Annotated in this window: 26 protein-coding genes; 15 read left to right on the top strand and 11 right to left on the bottom strand. The window is 64.4% G+C overall.

The genetic code is table 11. From position 1 onward, the window contains the following. Positions 1 to 3 precede the first annotated feature (3 nt). The 6 genes from AC07UK_RS01885 to arsB all read left to right on the top strand — a co-directional run bounded on the left by AC07UK_RS01885 (position 4) and on the right by arsB (position 4,718). Complete coding sequence (locus AC07UK_RS01885) at positions 4 to 1,389, top strand: alkaline phosphatase (protein ID WP_494685352.1); 1,386 nt, start codon at positions 4 to 6, stop codon at positions 1,387 to 1,389. Between the two features lie 101 nt (positions 1,390 to 1,490). Further along, positions 1,491 to 2,186, top strand: a complete 696-nt coding sequence (locus AC07UK_RS01880) for a hypothetical protein (RefSeq protein WP_494685353.1) — start codon at positions 1,491 to 1,493, stop codon at positions 2,184 to 2,186. 118 nt (positions 2,187 to 2,304) lie between these two features. Continuing rightward, on the top strand, positions 2,305 to 2,619 hold the full coding sequence (locus AC07UK_RS01875) for an ArsR/SmtB family transcription factor (RefSeq protein ID WP_013957060.1): 315 nt from the start codon (positions 2,305 to 2,307) through the stop codon (positions 2,617 to 2,619). A gap of 13 nt (positions 2,620 to 2,632) precedes the next feature. Next, complete coding sequence (locus AC07UK_RS01870) at positions 2,633 to 3,115, top strand: ArsI/CadI family heavy metal resistance metalloenzyme (RefSeq protein ID WP_494685354.1); 483 nt, start codon at positions 2,633 to 2,635, stop codon at positions 3,113 to 3,115. Between the two features lie 15 nt (positions 3,116 to 3,130). Beyond that, complete coding sequence (locus AC07UK_RS01865; protein WP_436221962.1) at positions 3,131 to 3,625, top strand: arsenate reductase ArsC; 495 nt, start codon at positions 3,131 to 3,133, stop codon at positions 3,623 to 3,625. Between the two features lie 16 nt (positions 3,626 to 3,641). After that, positions 3,642 to 4,718, top strand: a complete 1,077-nt coding sequence (gene arsB / locus AC07UK_RS01860; protein ID WP_436221961.1) for an ACR3 family arsenite efflux transporter — start codon at positions 3,642 to 3,644, stop codon at positions 4,716 to 4,718. A 55-nt stretch (positions 4,719 to 4,773) separates the two neighbouring features. Here the strand turns inward: arsB and AC07UK_RS01855 are convergent, their stop codons facing one another. After that, positions 4,774 to 5,139: an ArsR/SmtB family transcription factor gene (locus AC07UK_RS01855; RefSeq protein WP_494685355.1), complete on the bottom strand. Its 366-nt coding sequence runs from the start codon at positions 5,137 to 5,139 to the stop codon at positions 4,774 to 4,776. A 152-nt stretch (positions 5,140 to 5,291) separates the two neighbouring features. Between AC07UK_RS01855 and AC07UK_RS01850 the strand changes: the two genes are divergently transcribed. The 4 genes from AC07UK_RS01850 to phbB all read left to right on the top strand — a co-directional run bounded on the left by AC07UK_RS01850 (position 5,292) and on the right by phbB (position 10,386). Continuing rightward, the gene (locus AC07UK_RS01850) at positions 5,292 to 5,729 is read left to right on the top strand and encodes a YciI family protein (protein WP_436221960.1); all 438 of its coding nucleotides are present in this window, start codon (positions 5,292 to 5,294) and stop codon (positions 5,727 to 5,729) included. Between the two features lie 443 nt (positions 5,730 to 6,172). Beyond that, positions 6,173 to 8,449 (top strand): copper-transporting P-type ATPase, encoded by a 2,277-nt coding sequence (locus AC07UK_RS01845; protein WP_494685356.1) that lies wholly within the window; start codon positions 6,173 to 6,175, stop codon positions 8,447 to 8,449. A gap of 368 nt (positions 8,450 to 8,817) precedes the next feature. Beyond that, the gene (phaP3, locus tag AC07UK_RS01840; RefSeq protein WP_436223088.1) at positions 8,818 to 9,375 is read left to right on the top strand and encodes a TIGR01841 family phasin PhaP3; all 558 of its coding nucleotides are present in this window, start codon (positions 8,818 to 8,820) and stop codon (positions 9,373 to 9,375) included. A gap of 267 nt (positions 9,376 to 9,642) precedes the next feature. Then, positions 9,643 to 10,386: an acetoacetyl-CoA reductase gene (gene phbB, locus AC07UK_RS01835; protein WP_494685357.1), complete on the top strand. Its 744-nt coding sequence runs from the start codon at positions 9,643 to 9,645 to the stop codon at positions 10,384 to 10,386. 75 nt (positions 10,387 to 10,461) lie between these two features. On the opposite strand, the gene AC07UK_RS01830 is transcribed toward phbB, so the two are convergent. From AC07UK_RS01830 to AC07UK_RS01820, 3 genes are all read right to left on the bottom strand, one after another. Next, on the bottom strand, positions 10,462 to 10,944 hold the full coding sequence (locus AC07UK_RS01830; RefSeq protein WP_494685358.1) for a DUF4440 domain-containing protein: 483 nt from the start codon (positions 10,942 to 10,944) through the stop codon (positions 10,462 to 10,464). 75 nt (positions 10,945 to 11,019) lie between these two features. Then, positions 11,020 to 12,057, bottom strand: a complete 1,038-nt coding sequence (locus tag AC07UK_RS01825; RefSeq protein ID WP_013957048.1) for a transporter — start codon at positions 12,055 to 12,057, stop codon at positions 11,020 to 11,022. Positions 12,058 to 12,142: 85 nt separating this feature from the next. Continuing rightward, the gene (locus AC07UK_RS01820; protein ID WP_436221956.1) at positions 12,143 to 13,906 is read right to left on the bottom strand and encodes an ABC transporter ATP-binding protein/permease; all 1,764 of its coding nucleotides are present in this window, start codon (positions 13,904 to 13,906) and stop codon (positions 12,143 to 12,145) included. Positions 13,907 to 14,149: 243 nt separating this feature from the next. Between AC07UK_RS01820 and AC07UK_RS01815 the strand changes: the two genes are divergently transcribed. The 3 genes from AC07UK_RS01815 (at position 14,150) to AC07UK_RS01805 (ending at position 16,285) form a co-directional block, all read left to right on the top strand. Then, positions 14,150 to 15,067 (top strand): LysR family transcriptional regulator, encoded by a 918-nt coding sequence (locus AC07UK_RS01815; RefSeq protein ID WP_494685359.1) that lies wholly within the window; start codon positions 14,150 to 14,152, stop codon positions 15,065 to 15,067. Between the two features lie 249 nt (positions 15,068 to 15,316). Then, on the top strand, positions 15,317 to 15,748 hold the full coding sequence (locus tag AC07UK_RS01810) for a universal stress protein (protein WP_436221954.1): 432 nt from the start codon (positions 15,317 to 15,319) through the stop codon (positions 15,746 to 15,748). A 72-nt stretch (positions 15,749 to 15,820) separates the two neighbouring features. After that, positions 15,821 to 16,285 carry a ferritin-like domain-containing protein gene (locus AC07UK_RS01805; RefSeq protein WP_153954635.1) on the top strand — a complete coding sequence of 155 codons (465 nt, stop codon included), beginning with the start codon at positions 15,821 to 15,823 and terminating at the stop codon, positions 16,283 to 16,285. A gap of 19 nt (positions 16,286 to 16,304) precedes the next feature. On the opposite strand, the gene AC07UK_RS01800 is transcribed toward AC07UK_RS01805, so the two are convergent. From AC07UK_RS01800 to AC07UK_RS01770, 7 genes are all read right to left on the bottom strand, one after another. After that, the gene (locus AC07UK_RS01800) at positions 16,305 to 17,870 is read right to left on the bottom strand and encodes a TolC family protein (protein ID WP_494685360.1); all 1,566 of its coding nucleotides are present in this window, start codon (positions 17,868 to 17,870) and stop codon (positions 16,305 to 16,307) included. Next, positions 17,857 to 19,836, bottom strand: a complete 1,980-nt coding sequence (locus AC07UK_RS01795) for an FUSC family protein (RefSeq protein ID WP_494685361.1) — start codon at positions 19,834 to 19,836, stop codon at positions 17,857 to 17,859. The genes AC07UK_RS01800 and AC07UK_RS01795 overlap by 14 nt, the downstream gene beginning before the upstream one ends. Beyond that, the gene (gene mdtN / locus AC07UK_RS01790) at positions 19,817 to 20,866 is read right to left on the bottom strand and encodes a multidrug transporter subunit MdtN (RefSeq protein ID WP_436221951.1); all 1,050 of its coding nucleotides are present in this window, start codon (positions 20,864 to 20,866) and stop codon (positions 19,817 to 19,819) included. Before mdtN ends, AC07UK_RS01795 begins: the two co-directional genes overlap by 20 nt. Beyond that, a complete protein-coding gene (locus AC07UK_RS01785; protein ID WP_013957040.1) occupies positions 20,863 to 21,126 on the bottom strand; it encodes a hypothetical protein in 264 nt (87 codons plus the stop codon). Before AC07UK_RS01785 ends, mdtN begins: the two co-directional genes overlap by 4 nt. 128 nt (positions 21,127 to 21,254) lie before the next feature. After that, the gene (locus tag AC07UK_RS01780; protein WP_436221950.1) at positions 21,255 to 21,533 is read right to left on the bottom strand and encodes a hypothetical protein; all 279 of its coding nucleotides are present in this window, start codon (positions 21,531 to 21,533) and stop codon (positions 21,255 to 21,257) included. Positions 21,534 to 21,779: 246 nt separating this feature from the next. Beyond that, positions 21,780 to 23,258, bottom strand: coding sequence for a DASS family sodium-coupled anion symporter (locus tag AC07UK_RS01775; protein ID WP_436221949.1), 1,479 nt, complete (start codon positions 23,256 to 23,258; stop codon positions 21,780 to 21,782). A 54-nt stretch (positions 23,259 to 23,312) separates the two neighbouring features. After that, positions 23,313 to 24,260, bottom strand: coding sequence for a lactate/malate family dehydrogenase (locus tag AC07UK_RS01770; RefSeq protein ID WP_436221948.1), 948 nt, complete (start codon positions 24,258 to 24,260; stop codon positions 23,313 to 23,315). Between the two features lie 205 nt (positions 24,261 to 24,465). On the opposite strand from AC07UK_RS01770, the gene AC07UK_RS01765 reads away from it, so the two are divergent. Next, positions 24,466 to 25,053, top strand: a complete 588-nt coding sequence (locus AC07UK_RS01765; protein ID WP_436221947.1) for a hypothetical protein — start codon at positions 24,466 to 24,468, stop codon at positions 25,051 to 25,053. Positions 25,054 to 25,082: 29 nt separating this feature from the next. Next, positions 25,083 to 26,102, top strand: coding sequence for a hypothetical protein (locus tag AC07UK_RS01760; protein ID WP_436221946.1), 1,020 nt, complete (start codon positions 25,083 to 25,085; stop codon positions 26,100 to 26,102). The last annotated feature ends 417 nt before the right edge of the window (positions 26,103 to 26,519 follow it).

The raw sequence follows: 26,519 nt of genomic DNA, 5'->3' as shown, positions 1-26,519 counted from the left end.
GCCATGAAACTCATTATTCGAACCGGCCTGTCCGCAGTTGCGGCTGCCTGCGCCTGCATTGCCCTCCCTGCGCAAGCCGCGGGCGAGGCCAAGAATGTCATCTTCTTCCTGGGCGACGGCATGGGCCCGACCACTGTCACCGCTTCGCGCATCTACAAGTATGGCGAGACGGGCAAGCTCAACATGGAGTCGCTCAAGCGCACCGCGCGCGTGAAGACGTATTCGAACGACGCGCAGACCACCGACAGCGCGCCGTCGATGGCGGCCTACATGACCGGCGTGAAGATGAACAACGAAGTCATCTCCATGTCGGCCGATACCAAGGCCAGCGACGGCACCGGCAAGTCCTATGTGACCAGCGCCGGTGACAGCACCTGTCCCAGCGGCAACGGCTCGCCGGTCGTGACCGTGCTGGAACTGGCCAAGGCCGCCGGCAAGTCGGTCGGCGCGGTGACCACTACGCGCGTGACCCACGCGACGCCGGCGGCCACCTTCTCGCACGTCTGCCATCGCGACGGCGAGAACAATATCGCCGCGCAGGCAACGCCCGGCAACGCCGGCTACAACACGGCGCTCAAGGAGGGCCTGGACGTGCTGCTTGGCGGCGGCCGCCGCCAGTTCCTGCCCAGCGCCGCGGGTGGCAAGCGCACGGACGGCGTCGACCTGACCACGCAGTTCCCGGGCTACACCTATGTGACCACCGGCACCGCGTTCAAGGCCGTGGACCCGGCATCCACCAGCAAGCTGCTCGGCCTGTTCAACATGGACCACCTCAACTACGAGCTGGACCGCGTCAAGAACAATGTCGACGAGCCTAGCCTGGCCGACATGACCGAGAAGGCCATCCGCATCCTGCAGAAGAACGGCAACGGCTATTTCCTGATGGTGGAGGGGGGCCGGATCGACCATGCGCTGCATGGCACCAACGCCAAGCGCGCGCTGGAAGACACGATCGCGTTTGACGATGCCATCAAGCGTGCGCTGTCGATGGTGGACCTGTCGAACACGATGATCGTTGTCACCGCCGACCACGACCACACGATGACGATCAACGGCTACTCGCATCGCGGCAACCCGATCCTGGGCACGGTGACGGACATCAAGACCAAGCAGCCGGCCACGGCGGCCGACGGCCTGCCATACACCACGCTGGTGTTCGGCAACGGCGGCGGTCCGCGCAAGTCCCCGCGCGACAACCCCGCGCTGGTGGACACCACGGCCGACGGCTACCTGCAGGAAGTCGGCGTGAACCTCGGCTCGCCGGGGTCGGAAACCCACGGCGGCGGCGATGTGATGCTGTTCTCGACGGGGCCGGGCAATGCCGCGCTCAAGGGCACCATCGACAACACCAAGGTCTTCAGCGTCGTGAAGTCCGCGCTGGGCCTCTGATGCCGGCCGCGGCCGTGCTGCACGACTGAGTACAGTGTCTTTTGATGCCATGCGCGCGCCGGTTTGCCGGCGTGCGCATTTTCGCTTTCTGAACGGATTTCATGAAAACCAAGCAAGCCACTCCCGTCCTCGCACTGCTGCTGGTCTCGGCAGCCTTCACTGCTATGGCGGCAGAGCCAGCCAAGGCCTCCGGCCCCCTGGCGCTGCGCGTGCAGCATGAGTTGTCGGCGCTCGGGGCCGACGGCGTGCGCCGCGACATCTACTTCACCGAACGTGTCTACCGCGAGGGCGGCACGGTCTGGATCGAGCGCGAGATCCCGCACGGGGCCCACGACGAAGCCGAGCACGCCAAGGCAGACAAGGGCCACAAGCACATGGACATGTCGGCCGCCGCGCGCTGGATCGAGCGGCAGCCGTCCGGCAAGCTGTCGGTGCGGCTGGTCAGCGACGCCATGCGCAAGACCTTCGAAGTCAGCCCGGCCGAATACGGCAACATCGGCTTCGACGGCTCGTGGGCGACCGCCTACCACCTGCTGGATCCGGCAGCGCTCAGGACCATGAGCGCAAGCGGCCCTGCGCGCGGCGGTGTGCAGGAGTACCGCGCAAAGCGCGGCGATGAACAGGTGACGGTCCAGTGGGACGTGGCCGGCCAGTATCCACGGCTGGTCCAGTCGCGCAATGCCAGCGGCACGCAGAAGAAGATCACGCGGGTGACCGCCGCTGCCTTGCCGCAACCCGCTCCGTGGAACCGCACACGGCCCTATGCGAAAGGTGAGTACACGGATCTGATGGACTAGGACGCGGGCATCGCGGGCCAGGTTGTCGCAGGAACGACGCGGATGGCGGGCAGGGTGCCGGCAGCGCTTCGCCGGATCGGGTATTGCATCAATCCTATATTTCCAGTATTATAGAAATATGGAAGAGAATGATGTTGTCCGCTCCCTTGCAGCACTGGCCCACGGGCTGCGCCTCCAGGTCTTTCGGATGCTGGTCGTCGCCGGCCCGGGTGGCATGACACCCGGCGCGATGGTCGAGCGGCTGGGCGTGCCCGCAGCCACCTTGTCGTTCCACCTGAAGGAGCTGGCGCACGCCGGCCTGGTGACGCAGGAGCGGGACGGACGCAACCTGATCTATCGTGCCGCTTTCGCGCATATGAATGCGTTGCTCGGCTACCTGACCGCCAATTGCTGCGAAGGCGTCGAGGAAGCGGCGGTTTCCTGTCACTGCTGATGGAGAGGTTCCAATGAAGCGCTTTCACGTTCACGTCCATGTCGACGACCTTGGCAAGAGCATTGCCTTCTATTCGAAGCTCTTTGCCGCTGAACCGACGCGGGTCGAGAGCGACTACGCCAAATGGATGCTCGAGGATCCGCGCATCAACTTCGCGATCTCCACGCGCGGCCAGGGGGCGGGCGTCGACCATCTCGGTTTCCAGACCGATGACGCCGCCGAGCTTGCCGAACTGAAAGCGCGCGCCGAGGCGGCCGACATGGCGCTGCTGGACCAGGGTGAAACCACCTGCTGCTATGCACGCAGCGAAAAGCACTGGGTCACCGATCCGCAAGGCATTGCGTGGGAGCACTTCCATACGCTGGGCAACGTCCCGGTATTTGGCGAAGGCGAGGCCGAAGCGGCATCCGCCGAAGGCTCCGCCTGTTGTGCCCCGCGTGCCCCGCGCGGCAAGCCGATCGGGATTGCGGTGAACTCCAACTCGTCGTGCTGCTGAGCACACCTTCTCTCCATGACCACCAACGTTCTGATCCTCTGCACCCATAACTCCGCCCGCAGCGTGCTGAGTGAAGGGATGCTCAACCATTGGGCCAGGAAGCTCGGCAAGGATGTGCGCGCCTTCAGCGCCGGCAGCGCACCGAGCGGGCGCCTGAACCCGTTCGCACTGGAGGCGCTGACCAATGCCGGTGTCGACGTGAGCGGCTACCGCAGCAAGAGCTGGGACGAATTCGTCGGCGACAATGCGCCGGAAATGCGGATCGTGATCACGGTCTGCGACAGCGCCGCGGCGGAGCAGTGCCCCTATTGGCCTGGCAGCCCGGTCAAGGTGCACTGGGGCTATGCCGATCCGTCCAACGCCCAGGGCGGCGACGAAGGCAAGCGCCTGGCATTCGAGCTGACGCGCGAGGCCATTGGCTACCGCATGCTGCAACTGCTGGCGTTGCCGCTGGAAGGCATGAGCAATGCGCAGCTGCAGGACGCGCTCAACGCGATCGCGAAGAACTGAAGGCGCCGGAACTCCAATGAATCAGCACGCAACCACCCACGCCCCCATTTCGACGAAGCCCGCCATCGGCTTCTTTGAACGCTACCTGACCATCTGGGTTGCCCTGTGCATCATCGTCGGGATTGCGCTGGGGCAGGCGATGCCGGGCGCGTTCCAGGCGATCGGCAGCATGGAGTACGCCCAGGTGAACCTGCCGGTCGGCATTCTCATCTGGATCATGATTATCCCGATGCTGCTGAAGATCGACTTCGGCGCACTGGGCCAGGTGAAATCCCACTGGCGCGGCATCGGTGTGACGCTGTTCATCAACTGGGCGGTCAAGCCGTTCTCGATGGCGCTGCTGGGCTGGCTGTTCGTGCGGCACCTGTTTGCGCCCATGCTGCCCGCCGAGCAGCTCGACAGCTATATCGCCGGGCTGATCCTGCTGGCTGCGGCACCGTGCACGGCGATGGTGTTCGTGTGGAGCCAGCTCTGCAAGGGCGACCCGTATTTCACGCTGTCGCAGGTGGCGCTGAACGATGCCATCATGGTGGTGGCGTTCGCGCCGGTGGTGGCGCTGCTGCTTGGCCTGTCGTCGATCACGGTGCCGTGGGATACGCTGCTGACGTCGGTGGCGCTGTATATCGTGGTGCCGGTGGCGATCTCGCAGCTACTGCGCAAGCTGCTGCTGAGCCAGGGCTTGGCGCATTTCCAGCGGGTCGTGGGCAAGCTCGGACCGTATTCCATCGCCGCGCTGCTGTTGACGCTGGTGCTGCTGTTCGCCTTCCAGGGCCAGGCCATCATCGAGCAACCGCTGGTGATCGCGCTGCTGGCGGTGCCCATCCTGATCCAGGTGTTCCTGAATTCCGGCCTGGCGTACCTGCTGAACCGGAAGCTGGGTGTGGCGCATTGCGTGGCGGGCCCGTCCTCGCTGATCGGCGCCAGCAATTTCTTCGAGCTGGCGGTGGCGACGGCGATCAGCCTGTTCGGCTTCAAGTCCGGGGCGGCGCTGGCAACCGTGGTCGGGGTGCTGATTGAAGTGCCGGTCATGCTGCTGGTGGTCGGCATCGTCAATCGGACCCAAGGCTGGTATGAAGCGGGGCGCAAGGCCTGACGCTCGCCCCAGGGCGCTCTGATCCCGGCGACCGTGATGCTCAGGCTGCCATGGCTCAGGCCGGCTCGGTCGAGACGCCGCGGCGTTTGGTGGCCGCCGGCTTGCATGCCACATCCGGCACGCCGCAGCCTTGCGGATTGCCTTCGCAGCAATGTTCCGTCAGGAAGGCAATGAGCGCGTTCATCGTCTCGAATTGCGCTCGATAGATCACGAACTTGCCTTCCTGTGTGTTCTTGATGAGACCGGCGTGAACCAGTTCTTTCAGATGGAAGGACAGCGTCGCGGGTGCCACACCCAGCGCTTCGCGGATCCGGCCCGCGCTGACGCCGTCCGCGCCGGCCTGGACCAGCAAGCGGAAGATCGCCAATCGGGAATCCTGGGCAAGTGCAGCGAGCGCTGCTACGGCGGTTTCATTCTTCATCGGTCGAACTGTAGAGGCACTGGCGCGGTCGGCGCAAGTCAGGTGCTGTCGAATTCAACTATTCTGATTGGATCCTGGTTCCGGCGCTCGCTGCCGCAGCGGCTCCGCTTCGGTGTTCTGTGGCGCCAACGATTCCGTCAAGGAGGAACACAATGCGTGTCATGGTGATGGTGAAGGCCACGAGCGAATCAGAAAGCGGCAAGATGCCAAGCACGGAGTTGCTTGCGGCAATGGGCAAGTTCAATGAAGAGCTCGTCAAGGCAGGCGTCATGCTTGCGGGCGAGGGCTTGCACCCGAGCGCAAGGGGAAAGCGGGTGCGCTTTTCGGGCGATCAGCGGACTGTGACGGATGGGCCGTTTCCGCAAACCAACGAACTCGTTGCCGGATTCTGGTTGTGGCAGGTCGAGTCAATGGATGAGGCTGTCGAATGGGTCAGGCGCTGCCCCAACCCCATGGAAAGCGAGTCCGAAATCGAGATTCGCCCGCTGTTTGAGGTCGAGGACTTCGGTGCTGAACTCACGCCAGAACTGCGGGAGCAGGAAGAGCGGTTGCGCGCTGACGTAGAAGCGCTTGCGAACAAGGCGCGCTGACGGGAGCCCCAAACGCACAGGGCGAGGCGGTTGCCTCGCCGCCAACGCCGGTTCTTTCGGCGTTGTCCATCTCCACGGCATGGAGCACCGTAGACCTCGGTGTCCTCTTGCGGGGCGTGCCGAATGCTCAAGGTGTACGCGTCCATATCGACCGTAATCATCTCTTTGCCGGCGTGACCTCGCCCCTGAAGGCGACTTCTCATTGGCGTGGCGGCCAACTCATCCCGGACCCAAGCGCGTTGGCCTTTGAGAACAGTCCTGCCACCGTGCCTCCTTGCCCTTGACCTTCCAACGATGGGAACATCTAAGCTGGCGTCATCAGGCGTGACATGGACGTCCCATCTCGAATGGCCGTCATCTTCGCGTAAGGAGCGTGTCATGAAGGTAAAAGGCAAGCCGGATGACGCAGTGGATGCCCGGCCCAACAACTGAAGGAAGCCAGGATGAACAGGACAAGCAACGAACGCGATGCAACCGAGCCTGGCCGCCACAGCGCCGGTGCACATACCTCGGCTCAGGACCAGTCCGGTCCTGGTCATCATCACGAGCATGCGCATCACCATGACCATGTTCATGAACCGGCTGGCACTGGAGCCGGGGCGGCGCAGCCAGCTGCCGAGGGAACGATCTATACCTGCCCCATGCACCCGGAGATCCGCCAGGATCATCCGGGCAACTGCCCAAAATGCGGCATGGCGCTGGAACCATTGTTGCCGGACCTGGATGAAGGCGAGAACCCCGAACTGGTGGATTTTCGTCACCGCTTCTGGAGGACGCTACCGCTCACCGGTGTGGTGTTCGTACTGGCCATGTTCGGGCATCGCCTTGGCTGGATGCAGGTGTCGACCCAGAGCTGGGTAGAGCTTGCATTGGCGACGCCTGTGGTGCTGTGGGCGGGCTGGCCGTTCTTCGTGCGGTGTTTCCAGTCGATCGTCAACCGCAGTCCGAACATGTGGACGCTGATCGGAATCGGCACAGGTGCGGCCTATGTCTACAGCGTCATTGCGACCGTCATACCTGGCGTATTTCCGCAGGTGTTTGCCGAGCATGGCCGCATCGGTGTCTACTTCGAGGCAGCGGCGGTGATCATTTCCCTCACGCTGCTGGGTCAGTTGCTTGAACTCAAGGCCCGCTCCCAGACTTCCGCCGCCATCAAGTCGCTGCTGGGACTGGCGCCCAAGACGGCGAGGCGTATCGGCCCCGACGGAGCCGAAGAGGACGTGCCGCTCACCCATGTCCACGTGGGCGACCTGCTGCGCGTGCGGCCCGGCGAGAAGGTGCCGGTTGATGGCGTGGTAACGGAAGGCTCCAGCGCGGTCGACGAATCGATGATAACCGGCGAGCCCATTCCGACCACCAAGCGCGTCGGCGACCGCGTCATCGGCGCCACGATGAACACGTCGGGCAGCCTCGTCATCCGATCCGAAAAGGTCGGCTCCCAGACCGTGCTGTCCCAGATAGTCCAGATGGTGGCGCAAGCGCAGCGATCGAAGGCGCCGATGCAGCGGATGGCCGACAAGGTTGCCGGCGTCTTCGTCCTCGGTGTCATCGGCATTGCGGTGCTGACTTTTGTCGCGTGGGGACTCTTCGGCCCCGAGCCGAGCTGGGTGTTCGGTCTGATCAATGCGGTCGCGGTGCTGATCATCGCATGTCCGTGCGCGCTGGGTCTCGCCACGCCGATGTCCATCATGGTCGCAAGCGGGAAGGGCGCTTCCAACGGCGTGCTGTTCCGCGATGCCGCTGCAATCGAGAACCTGCGCAAGGTCGATACCCTGATTGTCGACAAGACCGGGACGCTCACCGAGGGTCGGCCGGTTTTTGAGCGCGCGATCGGCGCCAACGGCTATGCCGAGGAGGACGTGCTGCGGTTAGCTGCCAGCCTGGATCAGGGCAGCGAACATCCTCTGGCTGCCGCGATTGTTGAAGCAGCCCGTGAGCGCGGCCTGCAGTTGGAAAAGCCGGAGGGCTTCGAGTCGAGTTCCGGGATCGGGGTAAGAGGCAAGCTGGGCGGCAGGAAGGTCGCGATCGGAAACACGGCGCTCATGCAAGCTGAAGGAATTCCCATTGATCGGCTCGTGGCGCAGGCTGATGCGCTGCGTGCGCAAGGCGCCAGCGTGATGTATCTCGCCGTCGAAGGCACGCTTGTTGGCCTGCTCGCCGTCTCGGACCCGGTCAAGGCCACCACGCCGGAGGCGCTGGCGCATCTCAGGGAAGAAGGTATCCGTGTCGTGATGGCGACCGGTGACGGGATTGCAACGGCAAAGGCGGTGGCCGGGAAACTCGGCATTGACGAGTTCCACGGCGAAGTGAAGCCGGCGGACAAGCTTGAACTTGTCAGTTCCCTGCAACAGGCAGGCGCGGTGGTGGCGATGGCGGGCGACGGCATCAATGATGCGCCGGCGCTGGCGAAGGCGGACGTTGGTATTGCCATGGGCACGGGCACTGATGTCGCGATGAACAGCGCTCAGGTCACGCTGGTCAAAGGGGATTTGCGCGGCATTGCCCGTGCCCGGAAACTCTCGCAAGCGACCATTCGGAACATGAAGCAGAACCTCGGTTTTGCGTTCATTTATAACGCCTTGGGCGTTCCGCTGGCGGCGGGCGTTCTGTATCCAATGACGGGCCAGCTGTTGTCGCCGATGATTGCGGCGCTGGCGATGAGCCTGAGTTCTGCCTCGGTCATTACCAATGCGTTGCGGCTCAGGAAGGCTGCTACATGAGGCGTGCCGTCAGCTCGGGGCGCCGCGATCCTGTTGCCTCGATCCCATTTCCGTTTCTCCTTGTTGTTGTATTCGGCGATCCGTTTCAAGCGTCCGGGGTGAGGTGCGCCCCACACGTGTCATGCACCGCAACATTTCTAAGTAAATACATGTAACGTAAGTGCTGTGTATAGCACTTTTAATGTCATGTTTTTAAGACTTTTTGGGTATATACCTAGGGATCAAATTAGAGGAAAGCCTCTAGGATTCGCACTCGGATGGTGCGCTGCAGGATTGGTGGCGCTGCCAATCCGCAAGCCATACGGTGGCGGATTCACTTTGCATCACTCTTGCGCGAATCCGTTCGATCAATCCACAGGAGATTTCGCATGTCCCCTTTTATGCCCGAGCAATTTGCTGCAGTGCAAAAGTCCAGTCTGAACCAACTGTTCGCGCTGACGAACATGGCTTTTGACGGCTTCCAGAAGTTGACCGAGTTGAACCTGCAGGCAGTCAGGACGACGCTTGCCGAAGGCCAGGGCAATGTCGAAGCGGTGCTGGCCGGAAAGGACCTGCGTGACGTGTTCGCCGTGCAAAGCAACCTGGCCCAGCCCGCCGCGGAGAAGGCGGTTGCGTATGCACGCCACGTGTACGAAATCGCGTCGAACACGCAGGTGGAACTGACCAAGGCAGTCGAGGGCCAGTACGAACAGCACAACCGCAATGTGCAAGCCTTCGTCGACACCTTCGTGAAGAACGCGCCGGCCGGGTCTGAAGCGATCACCGCGCTGCTGCAATCGAGCGTAGCGGCCGCCAGCAGCACCTTTCAATCGTTCCAGGACGCCGCAAAGCAGACGGCTGAAGTCGCCAAGGCCAACTTTGCCAAGACCGCCGCAGCTGCCTCCGGCGCGGCCCAGCAGGCGGCGCCCCGCGCTTCGAAGCAGTAACGGCGTGCGGCCGGCCGTGCCGGCCGGGCCAGCGCGCTGAACAGAGATCGCAGGCTTGCAGGCCAGGGGCATCAGTTCTCCTGGTGTGCAGCACTGCGACGCCAATCTTCCCGCATCGGCATACAAGCCGGGTCCGGAATCATCCGGCCCGGCTCGCCCTCGCTATTTTCGCGCCAGGGCAGTGGGAATGTGCTCGGGATAGTCAGGGCAAACGCCCGTCCCGGCAAGGCAGGGGTCTTTCAACTTTACGAGAATGAAGCAGGCAGCATGATGAAGAGAATTGCACTGGTAACAGGTGGTATGGGTGGGCTGGGAGAAGCCATCAGCATCAAGTTGCACGACGCAGGCCACACCGTGGTGGTGACGCACTCGCCGGGCAATGCGACCGCCCAGGACTGGCTTGCCGCGATGGCCGCCAGCGGCCGCGAGATGCGTGCCTACGAGGTGGATGTCTCCGACTACGATGCCTGCCAGGCTTGCGCTGCGCAGATCCTGGCTGACGTAGGTCGCGTGGATATCCTGGTGAACAACGCCGGCATTACCCGCGACATGGCCTTCAAGAAGATGGACAAGCCGAACTGGGATGCCGTGATGCGGACCAATCTCGACTCGGTGTTCAATCTCACCAAGCCGCTTTGCGAAGGCATGGTCGAACGCGGCTGGGGACGCATCATCAATATCTCGTCGGTCAATGCATCCAAGGGCGCCTTTGGCCAGACCAACTATGCAGCCGCCAAGGCAGGGATGCACGGCTTCACCAAGTCGCTGGCGCTGGAAGTGGCAAGAAAGGGCGTGACCGTCAACACCGTCTCTCCGGGCTACCTTGCCACCAAGATGGTCAACGCCGTGCCCAAGGAAATCATGGAGACCAAGATCCTGCCGCAGATTCCGGTCGGCCGGGTCGGCAAGCCGGAAGAAGTCGCAGCACTGGTTGCCTACCTGTGCTCGGAGGATGCGGCCTACGTGACCGGGTCCAATATCGCCATCAACGGCGGGCAGCACATGCAGTAAAGGCGCTGGGCCAGGCGCCGCCAGGTGAATGCGCGGCGGGGCCCTCGCCCCCGGTAACTGAGGCTCAGGCCTCAGTTACGTCTTCTCCGGCATGGCCGACGAGTGATGGCTTGTAATCAGCCATTGCTTGCCATCCCAGTGATAGGTGTAGGTAAAGCGGGCCTTCACCACGGCGCCCGTTCGTGCGAAGGTGAAGGTGTAGAGCCCGGAATCCACCGCGGAATTGCATCCCAGCTCAATGGTGCGGAAGTCGATCTTCCCGGATGGACCGTTTTGCAGGAAGTGATGGAAATAGTCCTCTTTCTCCGCGACGGTCAAGCGAGGCTTGTTGGATACCGTCGGAAGAAGAATGGACCGTTCCGCATAGTTGGCCACCACCTTGTGTGGATCGCCTGTCTGCAATGACCGATTCCATCGATCAAACAACGCCGAAATCTCCTGCTCCGACGTCATCTTGCAGCTTTCTGTGCGCGACGCCTGCGCAGTGCCTGGCGCGCCCTGGTTCATGGCGCATCCCGCAAGCACGAACGCCAGGGCAGCAATGCGAAGTAGCTTCATGGCCGGGTTCCTCAGGTTAGGGGGTTGAGAGCCAGGGGACACTGCCTGAAGTATGGTACATCCCGCAAGCGTTACCTACCCGGCCTGCTTGCGGAATGCCCAGCGCCCGGCCAGTACCGTGAAACTTGCCACTAGCGCCACCAGTACCCAAAAGCCGTGCGGGTGTCCGGCCAGCGGAATGCCGCCCACATTCATGCCGAAAAAGCCGGCCACGATATTGATCGGAAGCGCCAGCACAGTCACCAGCGTCAGCGTGAACAGCGTGCGGTTGGTTTGCTCGTTGAGCTTGGCGGCAATTTCTTCCTGCAACAGCTTGATGCGTTCGACCAGCGCGGCCAGGTCGTTGAGTACCAGCGAGAATTCCTCGGTCGATTCACGCAACTCCTGCAAGTCCGATTCCTGCAGCCAGGCCGGCGGCCGGTTCAACAGCCGGAACAGGGCGCCGGGCTCGGGCGCCAGCAGCCGTTGCAGCCGCACCAGCCCGCGCCGCATCGAACCCAGGTCGGCGCGGTTGCCGTGCAGGCGCTGCGACAGCAACTGGTCCTCGATCTGGTCGACGTTCACACCGGTCTCGCGCACGATCTGCACCAGCACGTCGGCCTGGTCACGCAACAGGTGCACCACAAGGTCCAGTGGCGAGCGGAATGCCTCGCCGCGCCGCACCGCCTCGCGCAGCCGGTCCACGGAACGCAGCGGCCTGGCGCGGGCCGTCACCAGCAAGCGGTGGTCGGCGTGGGCCCAGAGCGTGGAGATATCCGTCGACGTGACGCCGAAGTTGTAGATCACGTCGTTGACCACGGCCAGCAGGGCGGCGTCCAGGCGCTCGATCCGCGTCGAGCGCGAACCCTGCCGCAGGGCCTCGAAGAATTCGTCCGGCAGGGCCAGCTGGCCCTTCATCCAGCGTTCGCATGCGCTGTGCGACAGGTTGAAGTGCAGCCACAGGAAGGGGCGATGGTGCGCGGCGTCCGGCGGTACTGACGGCATCTGCTGCAGCCATGCCGCTGCGGCGCGGGAATCAATCTCGCGCACCGGTCCGCCGGGTTCGAACAGGAAACCGCTGACCAGACCGACCGGGTCCGAGCCATAGCCGGCCTCGACAATGCCCGCTTGCATGCAAACGCCCTCCACATCAAATGTGCCTCGCGCGACGTTAGCACAGCACGATGATGGTTGGGGCCGCTACAAGGCAGCTGGACGCCTACCACCCCAGGCGATAGTCCCTGGTCGGATGCAGCCACCACTTTCCGTTCCCGGGCAGTTCCAGGACCTGGTGGTGGAATTTCAGCAGAGTGGGGCGGTGGCTGACGCTGACAAGCGTCGCCTGCAGGTCGGCCAGCAACTGGTACATGCTTTCCTCATTGCGGATATCCAGGGCACTGGTCGCTTCGTCCAGCATGACATAGCGCGGTTTTGAGAGCAGTACGCGAGCGATGGTCAGCCGCTGTTGCTCGCCAAGGGACAGGACTTTCCCCCAGTCCACTTCCGTGTCGAGGCCGCCAAACCGGCCAGCGATGTCCTTCAGGTTGACCATCTCCAACAACTTCAGAAGCTCCTCGTCCGGGATCCGCTGGCCAATGTGGTTCGGGTACAGCAGCTGGCTGCGCAGGCTGCCGACCACCATGTAGGGATGCTGCGGCAGGAACAGCATTTCCTGCGGCATTGGCCGCACGATGCATCCCGTGCCGTTGTTCCACAATCCGGCGATCGCGCGCATCAGGGAACTCTTGCCGCCGCCGCTGGCGCCGACGATGAGCAGGCCCTCTCCCGGGTTGACCGACAGGGTCAGGTCGGTGACCAGCGTTCGCTCTTGATTCGGCGTGCGCAAGGTGACATGTTCCAGCGCCAGGCGGGAGTCATGGATGGACTCGATCGTGGTGGCCGGCTTCACGGAGGCTGCTGCCGTCCCGGTCAGCGCGATGGAGAATGTGTCCAGTCGATCCAGCCCCGCCACGAACCGGCTCAGGTCTTCAAAGTTGTCAACGATCACGGTCAGCGCGTTCAGTATGGCGGCGAACGCGCCGGCCGCCTGGATGGCGCTGCCGACTTCAAGCTCGCCGGAAAGCACGCGTGAAGCGACGATGGCACTGGGCAGCAGGATGGTCAGGAAGCCATAGGCATACTGGAACATGTTCAGGCTCAGCTGCCACTTGATGAGGCGGTCGAAGTTCTGGAAGGCCTTGCCGAAACGGCCGCTCACATGGGTTGACTCCAGCGCTTCGCCGCGATAGAACGCGATGGACTCGGCGTTCTCACGCACCCGGATCAGGCTGAAGCGGAAATCCGCCTCCCGCCTTAGCTGGAAGAAGTTCAGGCCGATCAGGACGCGGCCGAAGAAGAAGATGGAGATGAATGTGCCGGCGATGGCATAGATGACAAGAAAGTAGACCAGCTCCCTGGAGATCGACCACAGGACGGCGCTGAATGCAATGAGCTGCAGCAGCGCGCCGATGCCGATCGAAAGGAAAAACAGGGATTGCCGCGTGAAGGTATTGATGTCCTCTGCGATGCGCTGGTCCGGGTTGTCGATCGCGGCATCTGAATTGAGCTTGTAGTAGACCCGGCTTTTGAAATACCGGTCCAGATAGTGACTGGTCAGCCAGCGCCTCCAGAGCAGGCCAAGCTTATTCCTCAAGTAGTAATAAACAGCGTAGATGGGAACTGCCACCATCAGGATATAAAGACACTTCGTGATCGAGGCCCAGAAGCGATCCGCGTCTTGCGCCGCCAGGGCCGAGGTGAATTCACCGGTCTGCTTGACGATCAGTACCTCGGTCTGGGTCTGGCCCAACAGCAGCAGGATCAGCAGGACCAGCAAGCCCGAGGCTTTCCATTTTTCCCGAGAGAACCAGTAAGGTTTTGCAATGGCCCAGTATCGGGTCCACACGTGCCGGGTGGAAGTGACGGGGCGTTTCCCTGGGGCCGAAGTGGTGCCGGTGACCCGCGACTCAGGAACGGCGCTCATATCCCATCTCCCAGCACTAACCGGATTGCATACTCGCCACATGGCCCCGCCACGGGACACGCGGGAGAACGGCAGAAGACTATTGAATGAAATATAGGCTAGCAGAATCGATGCCTGGCTGATTCATGGTACCTGGCCGGGCTCAGGGACTGACCCTGGACAAGCGAATGGAGATCCGGCTTGACGCAGGCCGGGAACCTGATTCCAATCCGGAAGTGACCCTTCCGCTATGACAGCCCCCGCATGGACCGCTTCGACGCGCTGCAACTCTTTACCCGGATCGTGGAACTGGGTTCCTTCACCGGCGCCGCCAGCGCGTTGGACATGCCACGGGCCACCGCGACGCACGCCATCAAGGAACTTGAGGCCCGCATCGGTGCGCGCCTGCTGGAGCGCACCACGCGCCAGGTGCGCCCCACGCTGGACGGCCAGGCGTTCTATGAGCGCAGCAAGCGCGTGCTGCAGGACCTGGAAGACGCCGAGACCTCCCTCAGCACGCAGGTGGCCAACCCGCGCGGCACGCTGCGGCTGGACCTGCATGGCACCCACGCCACCATGATCATCCTGCCGCGCATCGGCGAGTTCCGGGAGCGCTATCCGCATATCGACCTGATCGTCAGCAGCGGCGACCGGCTGGTCGACCTGGTCGGGGAGGGCATCGATTGCGTGGTGCGTGCCGGCCGGCCGCGCGATTCCTCGCTGGTGGCCCGGCGTCTTGCGGATATGCCGGAGGTGCTGTGCGCCAGCCCCGGATACCTGGCCGCGCACGGCACGCCGCAACACCCGTCGGAACTGGCGCAACATATCGGCGTGGGGTTCTTCTCGCGCAACCATGACAACCGTTATCCCTTCACGCTGACCGTCGATGGCGAGGTGCAGGAGTTCAAGGCGCGCGGCTGGATCTCGGTGAGCGATGCCGAGTGCTATACCAGCTCGGCCCTGGCCGGCTGCGGCCTGATCCAGGTGCCGCGCTTCCGCGTGGCAGAGCACCTGCGCGCGGGCCGGCTGGTGCCGGTGCTTGAGGCCTGGCCCTGCCCGGACCTGCCGGTGTCAGCGCTGTATCCGTTCCACCGGCAGCTGGCGCCGCGGGTGCGGGTGTTTGTCGATTGGGTGGCGGGGTTGTACGTGGAGCGGTTCGGGCCGCTCCGGGGGGCGGCCTGAGCCCAATCCGCGCCCGAATCTGCCGCCACGCCAGAGCCTTCGCCGCGCAGATCCGGGTCGATCATGCGCGTTGGGGCCAGTTCATCAAGGATATCGGCTTCAAGATCGATGGGTGAGGGCGCTGCGGCCGCCTCGGCGTGTGCGCAGATGCATTTGCGTGGGTGGCGAGAGGCGGATTCTTGTCCATACTGAACTCTGACTAGTGGGCTGTCGCTGCCCGCCGGGATCAATCGCCCAAGGAGAAGAATCGTGTTCAAGCACATTTTGCTGGCCACCGATGGCTCAGAACTTTCAAGAATGGCAATGGACGCGGCCATTGGCTTTGTCAAAGCCGGTGGCGCCAGGCTGACGGCCTATACATGCATGGAAGAGTATCCCTATGTGGCGTCCGGCGATTCCGGCCATCCCAGGCGCAAGGCCTTCGAGGAGCAGGAGGCCGCACATGCAAGCGCCAGGCTGGAAGAGGTTGTCGCTGCAGCCAAGGCCGCGGGAGTCACATGCGAAACGGATATGACGACCTCGGTACCTTACAAGGGCATCATCGATGCCGCCGCGAGGCACGGGTGTGACGTGATCTTCATGGCGTCGCACGGCCGCAGGGGCCTGGAGGGCCTGCTGGTCGGCAGTGAAACCCAGAAAGTGCTCACCCATTGCCGGGTCCCTGTCCTCGTCTACCGCTAATGAGGGGATTGCGCGGCGCCCGGCTGCGGGCGCCGGCTTGCAGTCCGAACCTACCTCAGGGAGGAATCTGCCATGTCGGAAATCGAACAGCAAAAGGTCGTCGGCGTGCTCAATCGAATACTCGAAGCTGAGCTCGCCGGTGTTGTGCGCTACACGCACTATTCGTTCCTGATATTCGGCTTCGGCCGCATTCCCATCGTGTCGTGGCTGCGTGAGCAGGCGAATGAGTCGCTGCTGCACGCGCACCAGGCCGGCGAATGGATCACGACCCTAGGCGCCTATCCCTCGCTTGGCATCGGCGGACTTCTTGACAGCCACACGACCGATATCGGCGCGATCCTGCGTGAATCGCTTGCGACGGAGATGCAGGCCCTGGATCTGTATCGTGAACTGCTAAGCCTGGTCGAGGGGCGCTCCGTCGCGTTGGAAGAGTATGCGCGGCAGTTGATCCAGCTGGAGGAACTGCACGCGGGAGATGTCGAGAAAATGCTGCGCAAGCCCGGTCTTGCGGCGGCGGTGCAGCCTCGGCAGGGTTGAGCAGTACACCCTGGCGGTATTACCGCACCGGCCATCCACCCCCATCGCGCACCGCGCCGACCGACCCCGTCGCCAGCGCCAATGTCGCAGCAGCGGCGAGCGCCCCGTTATAGGCGTCGGCAGACGCATTGCGCGCCAGCAGCAACTGGTTCTGCGCCAGGTTGGCTTCGGTGACAGACCCCACGCCCTTGCTATACGCGGCGAAGGCAGCGTCATAGGTGGTCTGCGCGGCCTCGGCCAGTGCCCTGGCCGCATCGTAGGCGGCCAGGCTCGATTCGAGCGCGCTCTGGCTGACCACGACCTGGCGCACGGACTCTTCCTTGGCGCGCGTCAGCCTGGCCGACGCGCTGTCGGCGTCGTTGCGCGCCTGTGCCAGCACCGCGGAGCGCACCCCGCCGTCGTAGATCGGTACGGTCACGCCCAGGAACACGCTGGCGCCGTAACGGTAGCCGTTCAGGTTGACCGTGGGCGGCTGCTGGCCAATCGGCGGAATCGCCGTGATTGACGAGCCGCCGGACGCGTACGAGGTGAATGCCGACATGAACACCTTGGGCATGAAGCCGGCCTCTGCCGCCCTGACCTTGGCCTGGCTGGCGCGTTCGATGGCATAGGCCGCCAGCACGTCCGGCCGGCTTGCAATCGCACGTTCAACGATCTGCTCGATCGAGCTGCGCATGGCCGGCGACAGGGGCCGCACCGGCATCTCGGCAATTTGGGGCCTGGAAAGCGGTGAGATGCCGATGGCCGTGACCAGTGCCAGGTAGGCATCGGTCTCGGCCCCTTGCGCCTGCACCGTGGCGAGGTTGGTCTGCGCACGATTCTGCGTGGCCTGGGCGACTTCCACCACGGTGCCGATGCCGCGCTGGTAGCGTGCCTTGGCGGCGGCGAGCACGGCATCGGCGTTGCGCATCGCCTGCTGCACGGTGGTCGCGCGCGAACGCGCGGCCTGGTAGCGGTAGAACGCCGTGCTGACTTCGTGAATGATCTTCTGGTGCGTCGCGGTGAAGCCGATGTTCGCGGCAATCGATGCCTGTTCAGTGGCATCGACAATTCCCGCGCGCTCGCCGAAATCGAACAGCAGCCATTGCAGCGACAGCACCGAGACCGCGCCATGCGTCGACGCGTTTGCGCCCAGCGTGCCCAGCGCCGTGGACGAGGCGCTGTGTCCGTTCTGGTAGCCGCCCATCGCCGCCGCGGAGATGTACGGCAGGTAGCTGCTCCTGGCGATGCCGGCGGCCAGTGCGGCATTGCGCGCGTCGTTCCAGGCAATCCGGGTCAGCGGGTTGGTGGATTCGGCCAGGTCGATCAGCTCGGGCAGCGTGTAAGCGTGCGTGGTATCGAGTGCGGCAGGCGGGGGCACGGACGCCAGCGCGGTGTTGGCCGGCAGCGTGTAGTCGGATGGCCGGGCTGCCGGCGCCGGCTTGCTGGCCGCGCCCGGCACGATCTCGCCGGACGCGGTGGTCTCGGGCTGCCATGGCCGGTCGGAGGCCGGCGGGGCCAGGTCGAGCGACGCGGTGGCACAGCCGGCCAGCGTCACGGCGGCGGCCAGTGTCAGCGGGATCGCCAGCGAATCAGGTTTGCGCATGAATGGAAGTTAAAGAGGTCGCAGCCGGTGCCTCGGCGGGCGAATCCGCCAGGCGCCGGTCGACCAGGGCCAGCAGGGCGTGACGGACCTTGTCGGCTTGTGCATCGTGGGTGCCGTTGGCAGCGTGCGCGGTTGGCGGTACGGCGTCAGTTGCCTGCAGCGTGTGCAATCGCCGTGCAATTTCCGGGTCGCCGGGAAAGCGCTCCGCGAGCAGGAACAGGGGCCCCGCAATCGCATCGAGCGCGGCCAGGCGCCGGCGCCGGTCTTCGACCCAGTCCCGCCCCGGGCCGACCGACGCGGGTTCATAGTTGGCCAAGATCAGGTCCTGCGTGATCTCGCCGTGCCGTGCCATGGCGGCCGCGGCATGGCTGCGTCGTCCATCGGACCGGCGCGCCTCGGTCAGTTGCTGCCATTGCGTGACCAGTGCCGCCAGTGCCGCCTCGATGCGGCTGGCAATACTGACTGGCCAGATCCGCGTGAAGACCAGGTACACAACCAGATTGCCCAGCACCACGCCAATCACCCGGTCGCGCGCAATGGTCAGGTCAAAGCCCGGTCCGGAACCCTGGATGACGCACAGGTAGAACGCAAAGGCCACCTGGAAGCCTGCGTAGGCAATGCGCGGCGAGCCCTGCGCCACCCATGCCGAAATCCACGTGCCGGCAAACACCAGCAGCATCAGCCCGCCCACCGAGGTGAGTGAAGGCACCACGTAGACGATGGCTGCCGTGCCGATCGCCGCGCCGACAAGGCAGCCGGCGAGCCGCAGCGTGAGCTTTTCCACGGTTTCCGCCGCGGTGCCAAGCGACACCAGGTAGCAGGTGATAAAGCAGGTATGAATGCCGGGCCAGTTCAGCTGCTGATACAGCAAGTAGCAGAACATTGCCGCGCCGGTGGTCTTGAGGGCGTAGCGGACATGGGCCGGATTCGAGAACGCGTCGGCATCGAGGAAGCCGCCATGCGCCTTGTCGGCTTGTTCTGGCGGCGCTGGTTCGCCCGGTTCCGCGTAGCGGTTGATGGCGCCGACCAGTTCCGCGGCAACCGCTTCCTGCACGGGCGGCAGCGCTGCAAGACCGGGCACGCTCAGCCCGATTTCCACCGGATAGCCGCCGGCATCGAGCATGCGCGCCATGTCGTCGAGCGTAGTGGCGATGGGCTCCGCAACGGCTGCCGGCAGTTGCGCCCCGGGCTGCCGGCGTGCGACATCTGCCGCTAGCAGGATCGCCATGGTCGATGACGAGGCCTGACGCAGTGCCAGCAGATCCTGCGCGTCGACGCTGCCTTCGATCTTCGCCAGCTTCAGCCAGCCTGCGACGGGCTGGACCCCGTCGCGCAAGGCCTCGTGCAGCGCCTGGGGGTCACCATCGGGAGCCTGCAGGCTGCGTGCAGCAAGCCGCAGGCAATGGGCCAGGCGGTCGGTCGCCAGCCGGCGCGGCGCCGGGCCCAGCACCAGGTTGACCACCACATTGACGCCGAGGGGAATCGCCACCATGAGCCAGGCATAGAGCAGGGCACGCGTGGCGATTTCGCCAGACGGCGCCAGTCCGAGTTCGTCGAGCCCAAAGCCGATGATCATCGCCACGATGGCGCCGACCGGCCGCAGCTTGCTCGCCGAGGCCAGGAACAGTACGGCCGCCGACACTACCGCCATGCACGCCACGCGGCGCAGCGGGTCGTCGACGCTGAAATCGGCGAGCCATATCACCAGGCCGATGATCATGCTGACCAGCACCAGCGCAGCCACGCTCATGACGATGCTGGAGGTGCGGTCGGCCCGGTTGATGAAGAAGATCACATAAGCGGAGATGGCCGCTTCAGGGGTGCCGTAGATACTGGTCACCAGTACCGTCAGGGTGCAGGCCACCGTGATGCGCGTGGCAGCCGCCGCACGGCCGGGGAGCGGTGCCAGCAGGGCCCGGATATCCGCCAGGCCCAGGCGCAACTTGTCAGCTGCAGGCTGCGCCATGCCGGATCTCGACGGTTGCGCTCGCACCCACCCTGGCCAGCGCTTCCGGCGGATCTGCCAGCTTGATGCGCACCGGGAAGCGTTTGGCCACGCGTACCCAGTTCACCGACGGCTGGACATAAGGCAGGGAACGCGGCAGGTTCAGGCGTTCAGTATCGGCGATGCCGACACCGATGCCTTCCACCTTCCCGCGGATGGCCTGGCGCCGGTCGATCATCGAGTAGACCGTGGCACAGTCGCCGACATGGATATCAGCCAGGTAAGTCTCGCGGAAGTTCGCCACCGCGAACCATTCCCCGGTATGCACCAGCAGGAACAGCGACTGGTTGGGCAGCACGACCTCGCCGGACAGCACCGTCAGCCCGCTCACGCGGCCGGCATGCGGGGCGCGCACCACGGTGTCGTCAAGCGCGCGCCGCGCAATCGCCAGTGCCGCCTCGCGCGCATGCACGGTGGCGATGGCGCCGGCTTCATCACCGACCGCCTGCGCCGTGGCGGCGCGCTGCACGTTGGCCTGCTTCAGGGTCACCGCGGCGTCGCGCTGCGCCACCTGCGCCTGGTCCAGCTGCTGCCTGGGCACGTATCCGTCCGCAGCCAGCGGGCGCAACCGTTCCACCGTTCGCGCCGTGAGCGCGTAGTTCTGCTCGGCCCGTGCGATCTGGTCTGACGCCACCGCTGCCGTAGCCTGCTCGGTGGCAATCGTGCGCCGCCGCGTGCCAAGGGTTGCCTGCGCCAGCTCCAGGTCGGCATTGGCCTGGGCCACGGCCAGCTGATACGGCACCGGATCGATCTCGAACAGGACATCGCCCTTGGCCACCAGCTGGTTCTCCGCCACGTGGATGCGCGCAATCCGGCCGCCGACCGGCGACGCTACGTGGACCAGGTCGGCATCGAGCGAGGCATCGTCCGATGCCGGGAAGCGAAGCGTGCGATGGTAGGCGTAGAAGGACAGCAGGGCGGCCAGCAGGACGATGACCAGGGCGATCAGTTTGCCGCGCAGCGGGCTTTTGCGGAGGCCGGCCATTTTCATAGGATGTGTCCCGTACCCAGTAGCCAGACGATTTCAGCAATCATGACGCCAATCGCCGTATTGACCAGAAGCTGGTAGCGGACCGTTTCCGCCCAGCCCGTCATGATGAAGATCCGATAGGACACAACCGCCCCGGCAATGCCAAGCACGGCGCTCAGTAGCCAGAGCGGGAAATAGGCACCGAACAGGCTGAAGGACGGGGCGCCGGCGCAGCCGTAGAGCGATGCCGCCAGCGCGGCGGGCAAAAGCGTGCGTGCCATAAGGGTTGCACCAGGATCGATCCACGCAATATAACAGCGTGGATTCTCGCTTGTCCAAGGCGCGGGCAGCGTGGGCGCGCGGGTTGTTGCGTCGGCGATCAGGGATGATCGCGAACGCATGCGCGCGGCTATGGCAAATGCTTGCCGGGGAGCGTGGGTGCAGCTCCGCGCGCGCTGATCGGACGTGCGCTACGCGGGTCGGCGGCTTGCCTGCCCGGCTTTGCCGTATTGAACCTGCGCCCGGTGGGCATGCCGCGATTGCTGTCGGTGCCGTGCGTCGGACCGGCGAACGCACCAATCCGGACTTCCTCGCCCATCCCCCCGACAACATGCTGCGCAAAGGCGGCCCCCGAGGCGGTAGTCAGCATGGCCATTGCCATCAGCGGGTACGCGTAGATCTTCTTCATATGTGGCTGTTTTTCGTTTGGTGGGCCCGGGCGGGCAAGGTTCAGGCAGCGGAGGGTAATTCAACCGGATGTCCGTGTATGTAAGCTATTGTTAGCGACGCCGGCAGTCGGGCAGGGATGCGTGATTGGCGCGAGTTGTTCCCACAATCAAGGAATGGATAAAAGTGCCTCATAGTGCGCACTTGATGGCGTCCGGAGCCAGCTCCCGGATCAGGGGGCTGGCTCATTTTCCTGCCCGGTGCGGTGTCAGACGTGCCCGAGGAACTGCCACCAAAGCGGGCCGATTACCAGCCAGACGAACATGTAGATAAGGCTCATCAGAAAGCCAGCCTTCCACCATTCCCCCTGGGTGACATAGCCCGCGCCGAACATGACCGGTCCGGAGCCGATGCCATATTGGGTCAGGCAACCGTTGACATTGCTCAGGACGCCGAGGGCGACCGCGGCGGTGAAAGGCGGGATGCCGGCCGCGACCATCAGCGCCATGGACAGGGGGAAGAGCGCGCTGATATGTGCCGTGGCGCTGGCGAAGAAGTAGTGAACGTAGCAATAGATCGCCGCCACCAGCATATAGACGGCCAGCCTGTGGAAGCCCTCGAGGTGCGCCCCGAACTCCTTGCCGAACCAGGAGACCATGCCGTACTCATTGAGCTTGGAGGCCAGCATGATCAGCAGACCGATCCAGATCATGGTGTCCCAGGCGGACTTCTCGTTCAGGGCGTCGTCCCAGGTCAGCACGCCGGTGATGAACAGCAGCGAGACGCCGAGAGCCGCAGCCAGCGTTGCGCCGATGGCCAGGTCCTCACCGAAGATCCAGAGCACCAGCAAGCCAATGAAAATTGCCGCCATGATGATTTCCTTGGCGGAGATGGGGCCCAGGGCGACGAGTTCCCGTTGGGCCAGGGCCGTTGCATCGGGTGTCCGGCGGATCTGCGGCTGGACTATCCACAGCATGGCGACCGGAATGATGGCCAGGCACACCAGGCCGGGAACCGATGCGGCCACTGCCCAGTCGAGCCAGCTGATCGCGACGCCCTGGTCCGCGGCCAGCTTGACCGCAAGGGGATTGCCAGCCATCGCCGTGATGAACATGCCTGCGGTAATGATGTTCGCGTGGAAGGCGCAGAGAATCAGATAGCTTCCCACCTTGCCGCGGGATTCCGGGTCATCGGCATGGCTGCCGAGGACTTCCGCTATCGCCTTGGTAATCGGCAGCATCACCCCGCCGGCGCGGGCGGTGATGCTTGGCATGGCGGGCGAGATCATGAGTTCGGTCAGGGCCAGCCCATAACCAAGTCCCACGGTTCGCTTGCCCAGCAGCCGCATGAACAGCAATGCAATGCGGCGCCCCAGCCCGGTCTTGATCACGCCTCGGGAAATGAAGAAGGCGAGCATCACCAGCCAGACCAGGTCCGTGCCCGTGGATTTGGTGACGTCGGCAAAGGACACGACACCAGCAAGCACGCCGGCCGTGGCGCCGATGATGGCGACGGCCGCCATGGGCAGCGGGGCGGTCATGATGCCGGCGATGGTGGCGACAAATACCGCGAACATGTGCCACGCCTTCAGCTCCAGGCCGGCTGGCGCCGGCAGGAACCAGAGGACGATGCCGATTCCCACCGGGACTAGAAATCTCCAGAGGTCTTTGAGATGCCCTGCGGGGGCCGCTGGTTTCGCGGCCGGCGAGCTTGCAGGCGGTGGAGCCTTGGCGGGCGATACATCCATGATCAGCCTCCTGACGGCGGCGTGGTTCGGTACTCCGGAGCGTGCGCGATGTCCCTACCGGTCCAGCAGCACGCTGTCGGTCGCCTCCTTGACGATGCGCGCGCTGCGCCGCAGGTCCTCGCGCTCGGTGGGGGTGAGTTCCGGGTAAGCCAGCAACTGCGCTCCGCCGCCATTGACCACCATCGGCAGCGACACGCACACCTCTGGCACGCCTTCGACTTCGGGATGCACGATGCCAACCGTGAGAATCAGGTCGGCGTTATGCACGATGGCCTGGCAGATTCGCCCGATCGCACTGGCGATGCCATAGTGGGTAGCGCCCTTGCCTTCCTTGATGAGCTTGGCCGCCTCGTGCACGGAGCGCAGGATCAGGTCGCGGCTGGCTGGCCCCAGCTCCTTGCCGGTCCTGGACAGGAAGGTTTCAAGGGGCATGCCGCAGACCGTTGCACCCGACCATGCGATGACCGCGGATTCGCCGTGTTCGCCGACAACGTAGGCGTGAATCCCCGGCGCCACGACGCCCAGCCGCTCGGACAGTAGCGATCGCAGCCGTCCGGTGTCGAGCGAGGTGCCGGTGCTGATGACGCGCTCCCGCGCGCAGCGCAGGCGCTCAAAAACGACGCCGGCCAACACATCGCAGGGGTTGGTCGCGATGATGTATATGGCATCCGGCGCCAGGGGCGCAATGCGATCCACGATTTCGGCGGCGATGCCCGCATTGGTCTTGGCCAGGTCCAGGCGAGTCTGCCCCGGCTTCACGCCAACGCCGGCGGTGATGACGACAACGTCCGCGTCGCGCGCGTTCTCGTAGTCGCCCGCATAGAAACGATTGTTTCCCCAGAATGCGGCGGAGTGGGCGAGGTCCAGCGCCTGCCCTTCGGCCCGGATTCGGGCAACATCGATGATGACCACCTCCGCGCTCGGGATGGCCACGGCCGCAAACAGGGCCGCCGAGCCGCCAACCAGTCCTGCGCCGACCACGACGATCTTGGGTTGATGCATTGGCAGGCCTCCCACGTGCCTGGGTAGTCGATACCTGAACCAGGGCCCAGTCCGTGAACGCCAACGAAAATGTGGCGTGAGGGGCGCGGGCAGGCGAATAACCGTTCGTATGCTATGGTTTATAGACCTTTCCGGTAGAAGCGCCAGCGTCGTGCCGGCGCCGCCGAACGACGGCATGCCACCAGACGGGGCTCGAGGAGACGTCATGCATCCCAGCAAGCTAATCGTGGCGGCGGTACTTGCCGCGGCAACTCTTCCGGTGCTGGCACAGCCCGAGACTCGCGTGGACACGGTGTCGGGCGTGGGGGCAACCAAGACCACCGGCACGGTCAAGGCCACTGCCACGGTGGTGGCCATCGATGCCGCCACGCGCACCATTTCGCTCAAGAACAAGCAGGGCAAGGTCACGGACGTACAGGTCGGCGAGGACGTGCGCAACTTCGAGCAGCTCCGCGTGGGCGACATGGTCACGGTCGAGTACACGCAAGCCTTGTCAGTGACCCTCGCCAGGCAGAGTGGCATGCGCTCCAGCACCGAACGCGAGACCTCCGACCGGGCCGCTCCTGGCGCCAAGCCCGGCGGCATGGTCGGGCGCGAGGTGACGGTCACTGCCGACGTGGTGGCCGTCAACGCCAAGACCGGCATGGTGACGCTCAAGGGGCCAAGAGGCAAGACGGTGGACGTGCATGTCGAGGACCCGAAGCAACTGAAGGCGGTTCGACGCGGTGACCAGGTGCAGGCCGTCTACACCGAAGCCCTTGCCATTTCTGTCACGCCCAAGCAGGCCCGCTGAGTAAGGCGGCGCCGGGTGGGAGCATGCCGATGGGTTTCCTGGGGTGGTTGCGCCGGCGCAATGCGCAAGCCCACGCGCACGACAAGCAAGAGATTGCCGAGCTGACCGAGCGCGTGACCCGGATCTATCCGCGCTTGCGGCTGGTGTCACGCTACCAGCAGCGGCTTCGGCCTGCGCTCGAGCAAGCGCAGGACTACGTGCGCGAACTGGTCCAGGGTCTTCCCGCGCCGCGGGAGGCCAGCATGCAGGCGTGGGGTGATGATCCCTATATTCACGCCTTCTTCGGCACGCCGCGTGACGTGCAGCTGGCCTTCAGCCGCTCTCCGGAACTGCGAGCGTTCTTCGAACAGTCGCCCGACACGCCGCAGGCGTTTGCGGTGCTGGGGATGGCGATGACCGAGCGGCGCACGCTCGGGGTTGCGCTGGAAGGCGATGTCATGCGCACGGAAGTGCCGCAAACCACCGTCAGTTTCGGCGATCACAAGGTCAGGATCATCGCTCGCAGCGAGGCAGCGCTGCGCGAGGAAATTGTCCGGCGCATGTTCGATCAGCTCAGCATGGAGGGTCTGGCACGTTTCGCTGCCGGCAAGTCGCGCCGCGACGTGCTCGCGCGCGAGCAGGCGCTGCTGGTGGCGCGCCTGCGCCTGCTCCAGCAGCAAGGCACCGGCATGCGTTCGGTGCTCGGCGGCGACGCCGACGCAAGTCCCGGCGAGCAGGCCGGCCTGAGCGGGCAGATTGCCGCGAACGAGCAGGAGCTTGCGCAGCTCGGCCCCGAAACCGGGGCGCTTGACCGTCAACTGGAATGCCTGGCCGAGGTCCTGGCGGACGCAGGCTCCTGCTTTTCCATCGAGCAAAGACACTTGCGGCTTAGTGCCATGAACGTGCTGCTCGCGGCGGACAGCGCGGGGCCGGCATACGACATCGACCTGCTCACTGCCCACGTCCCGGGCGATCCGCCGCTGGTGCGATCCGTCGCACTGGTGCGTTTCGCGCGTGGCGACATGCTGTCGCCCACCGCCCTGATCGAGGAGGCGGAGCGCCTGCTGTGAAAGCGCGGCGGCGACGAGCAGGCGCGGAGTTGCCTGGCATTGCGCGATACTGTGTGCGAAGCACGGCGTTCGGGAGCGCTGAAACATGACTGAGCTGTTTGCGAGGTATACGCGGCAATAAGCCGGATTGTTGTGTCGGCAATGGAGGATTCTCGCGAACGCCTGTTGAGCGGGGATGCCGTGCGATTCCGCATTTGCTGTCGAAGGCTGAGGGCCCTCGCGCAAGCTACGAAATAAATGGAGATGGAGCGGGGGCTTCTCTCGTGCGGTGGCTGGCCAGAAAGAGGAAGCTGCATACGACCATTGGTCGGCGTTCATTTGTCGGCTGCTGCAGCGGCATCGGCGATGCCGCTCCGCTTCCTGCAAAAAAAATCCCCCGAGGCTGCGACTCGGAGGAGTTGCTGGTATGTGGCCGAG

The organism is Cupriavidus sp. GW821-FHT07C08, from assembly GCF_059419025.1.
The sequence above is the reverse complement of the archived record's forward strand: the minus strand, read 5'-3'. Positions and strand labels throughout refer to the sequence as shown.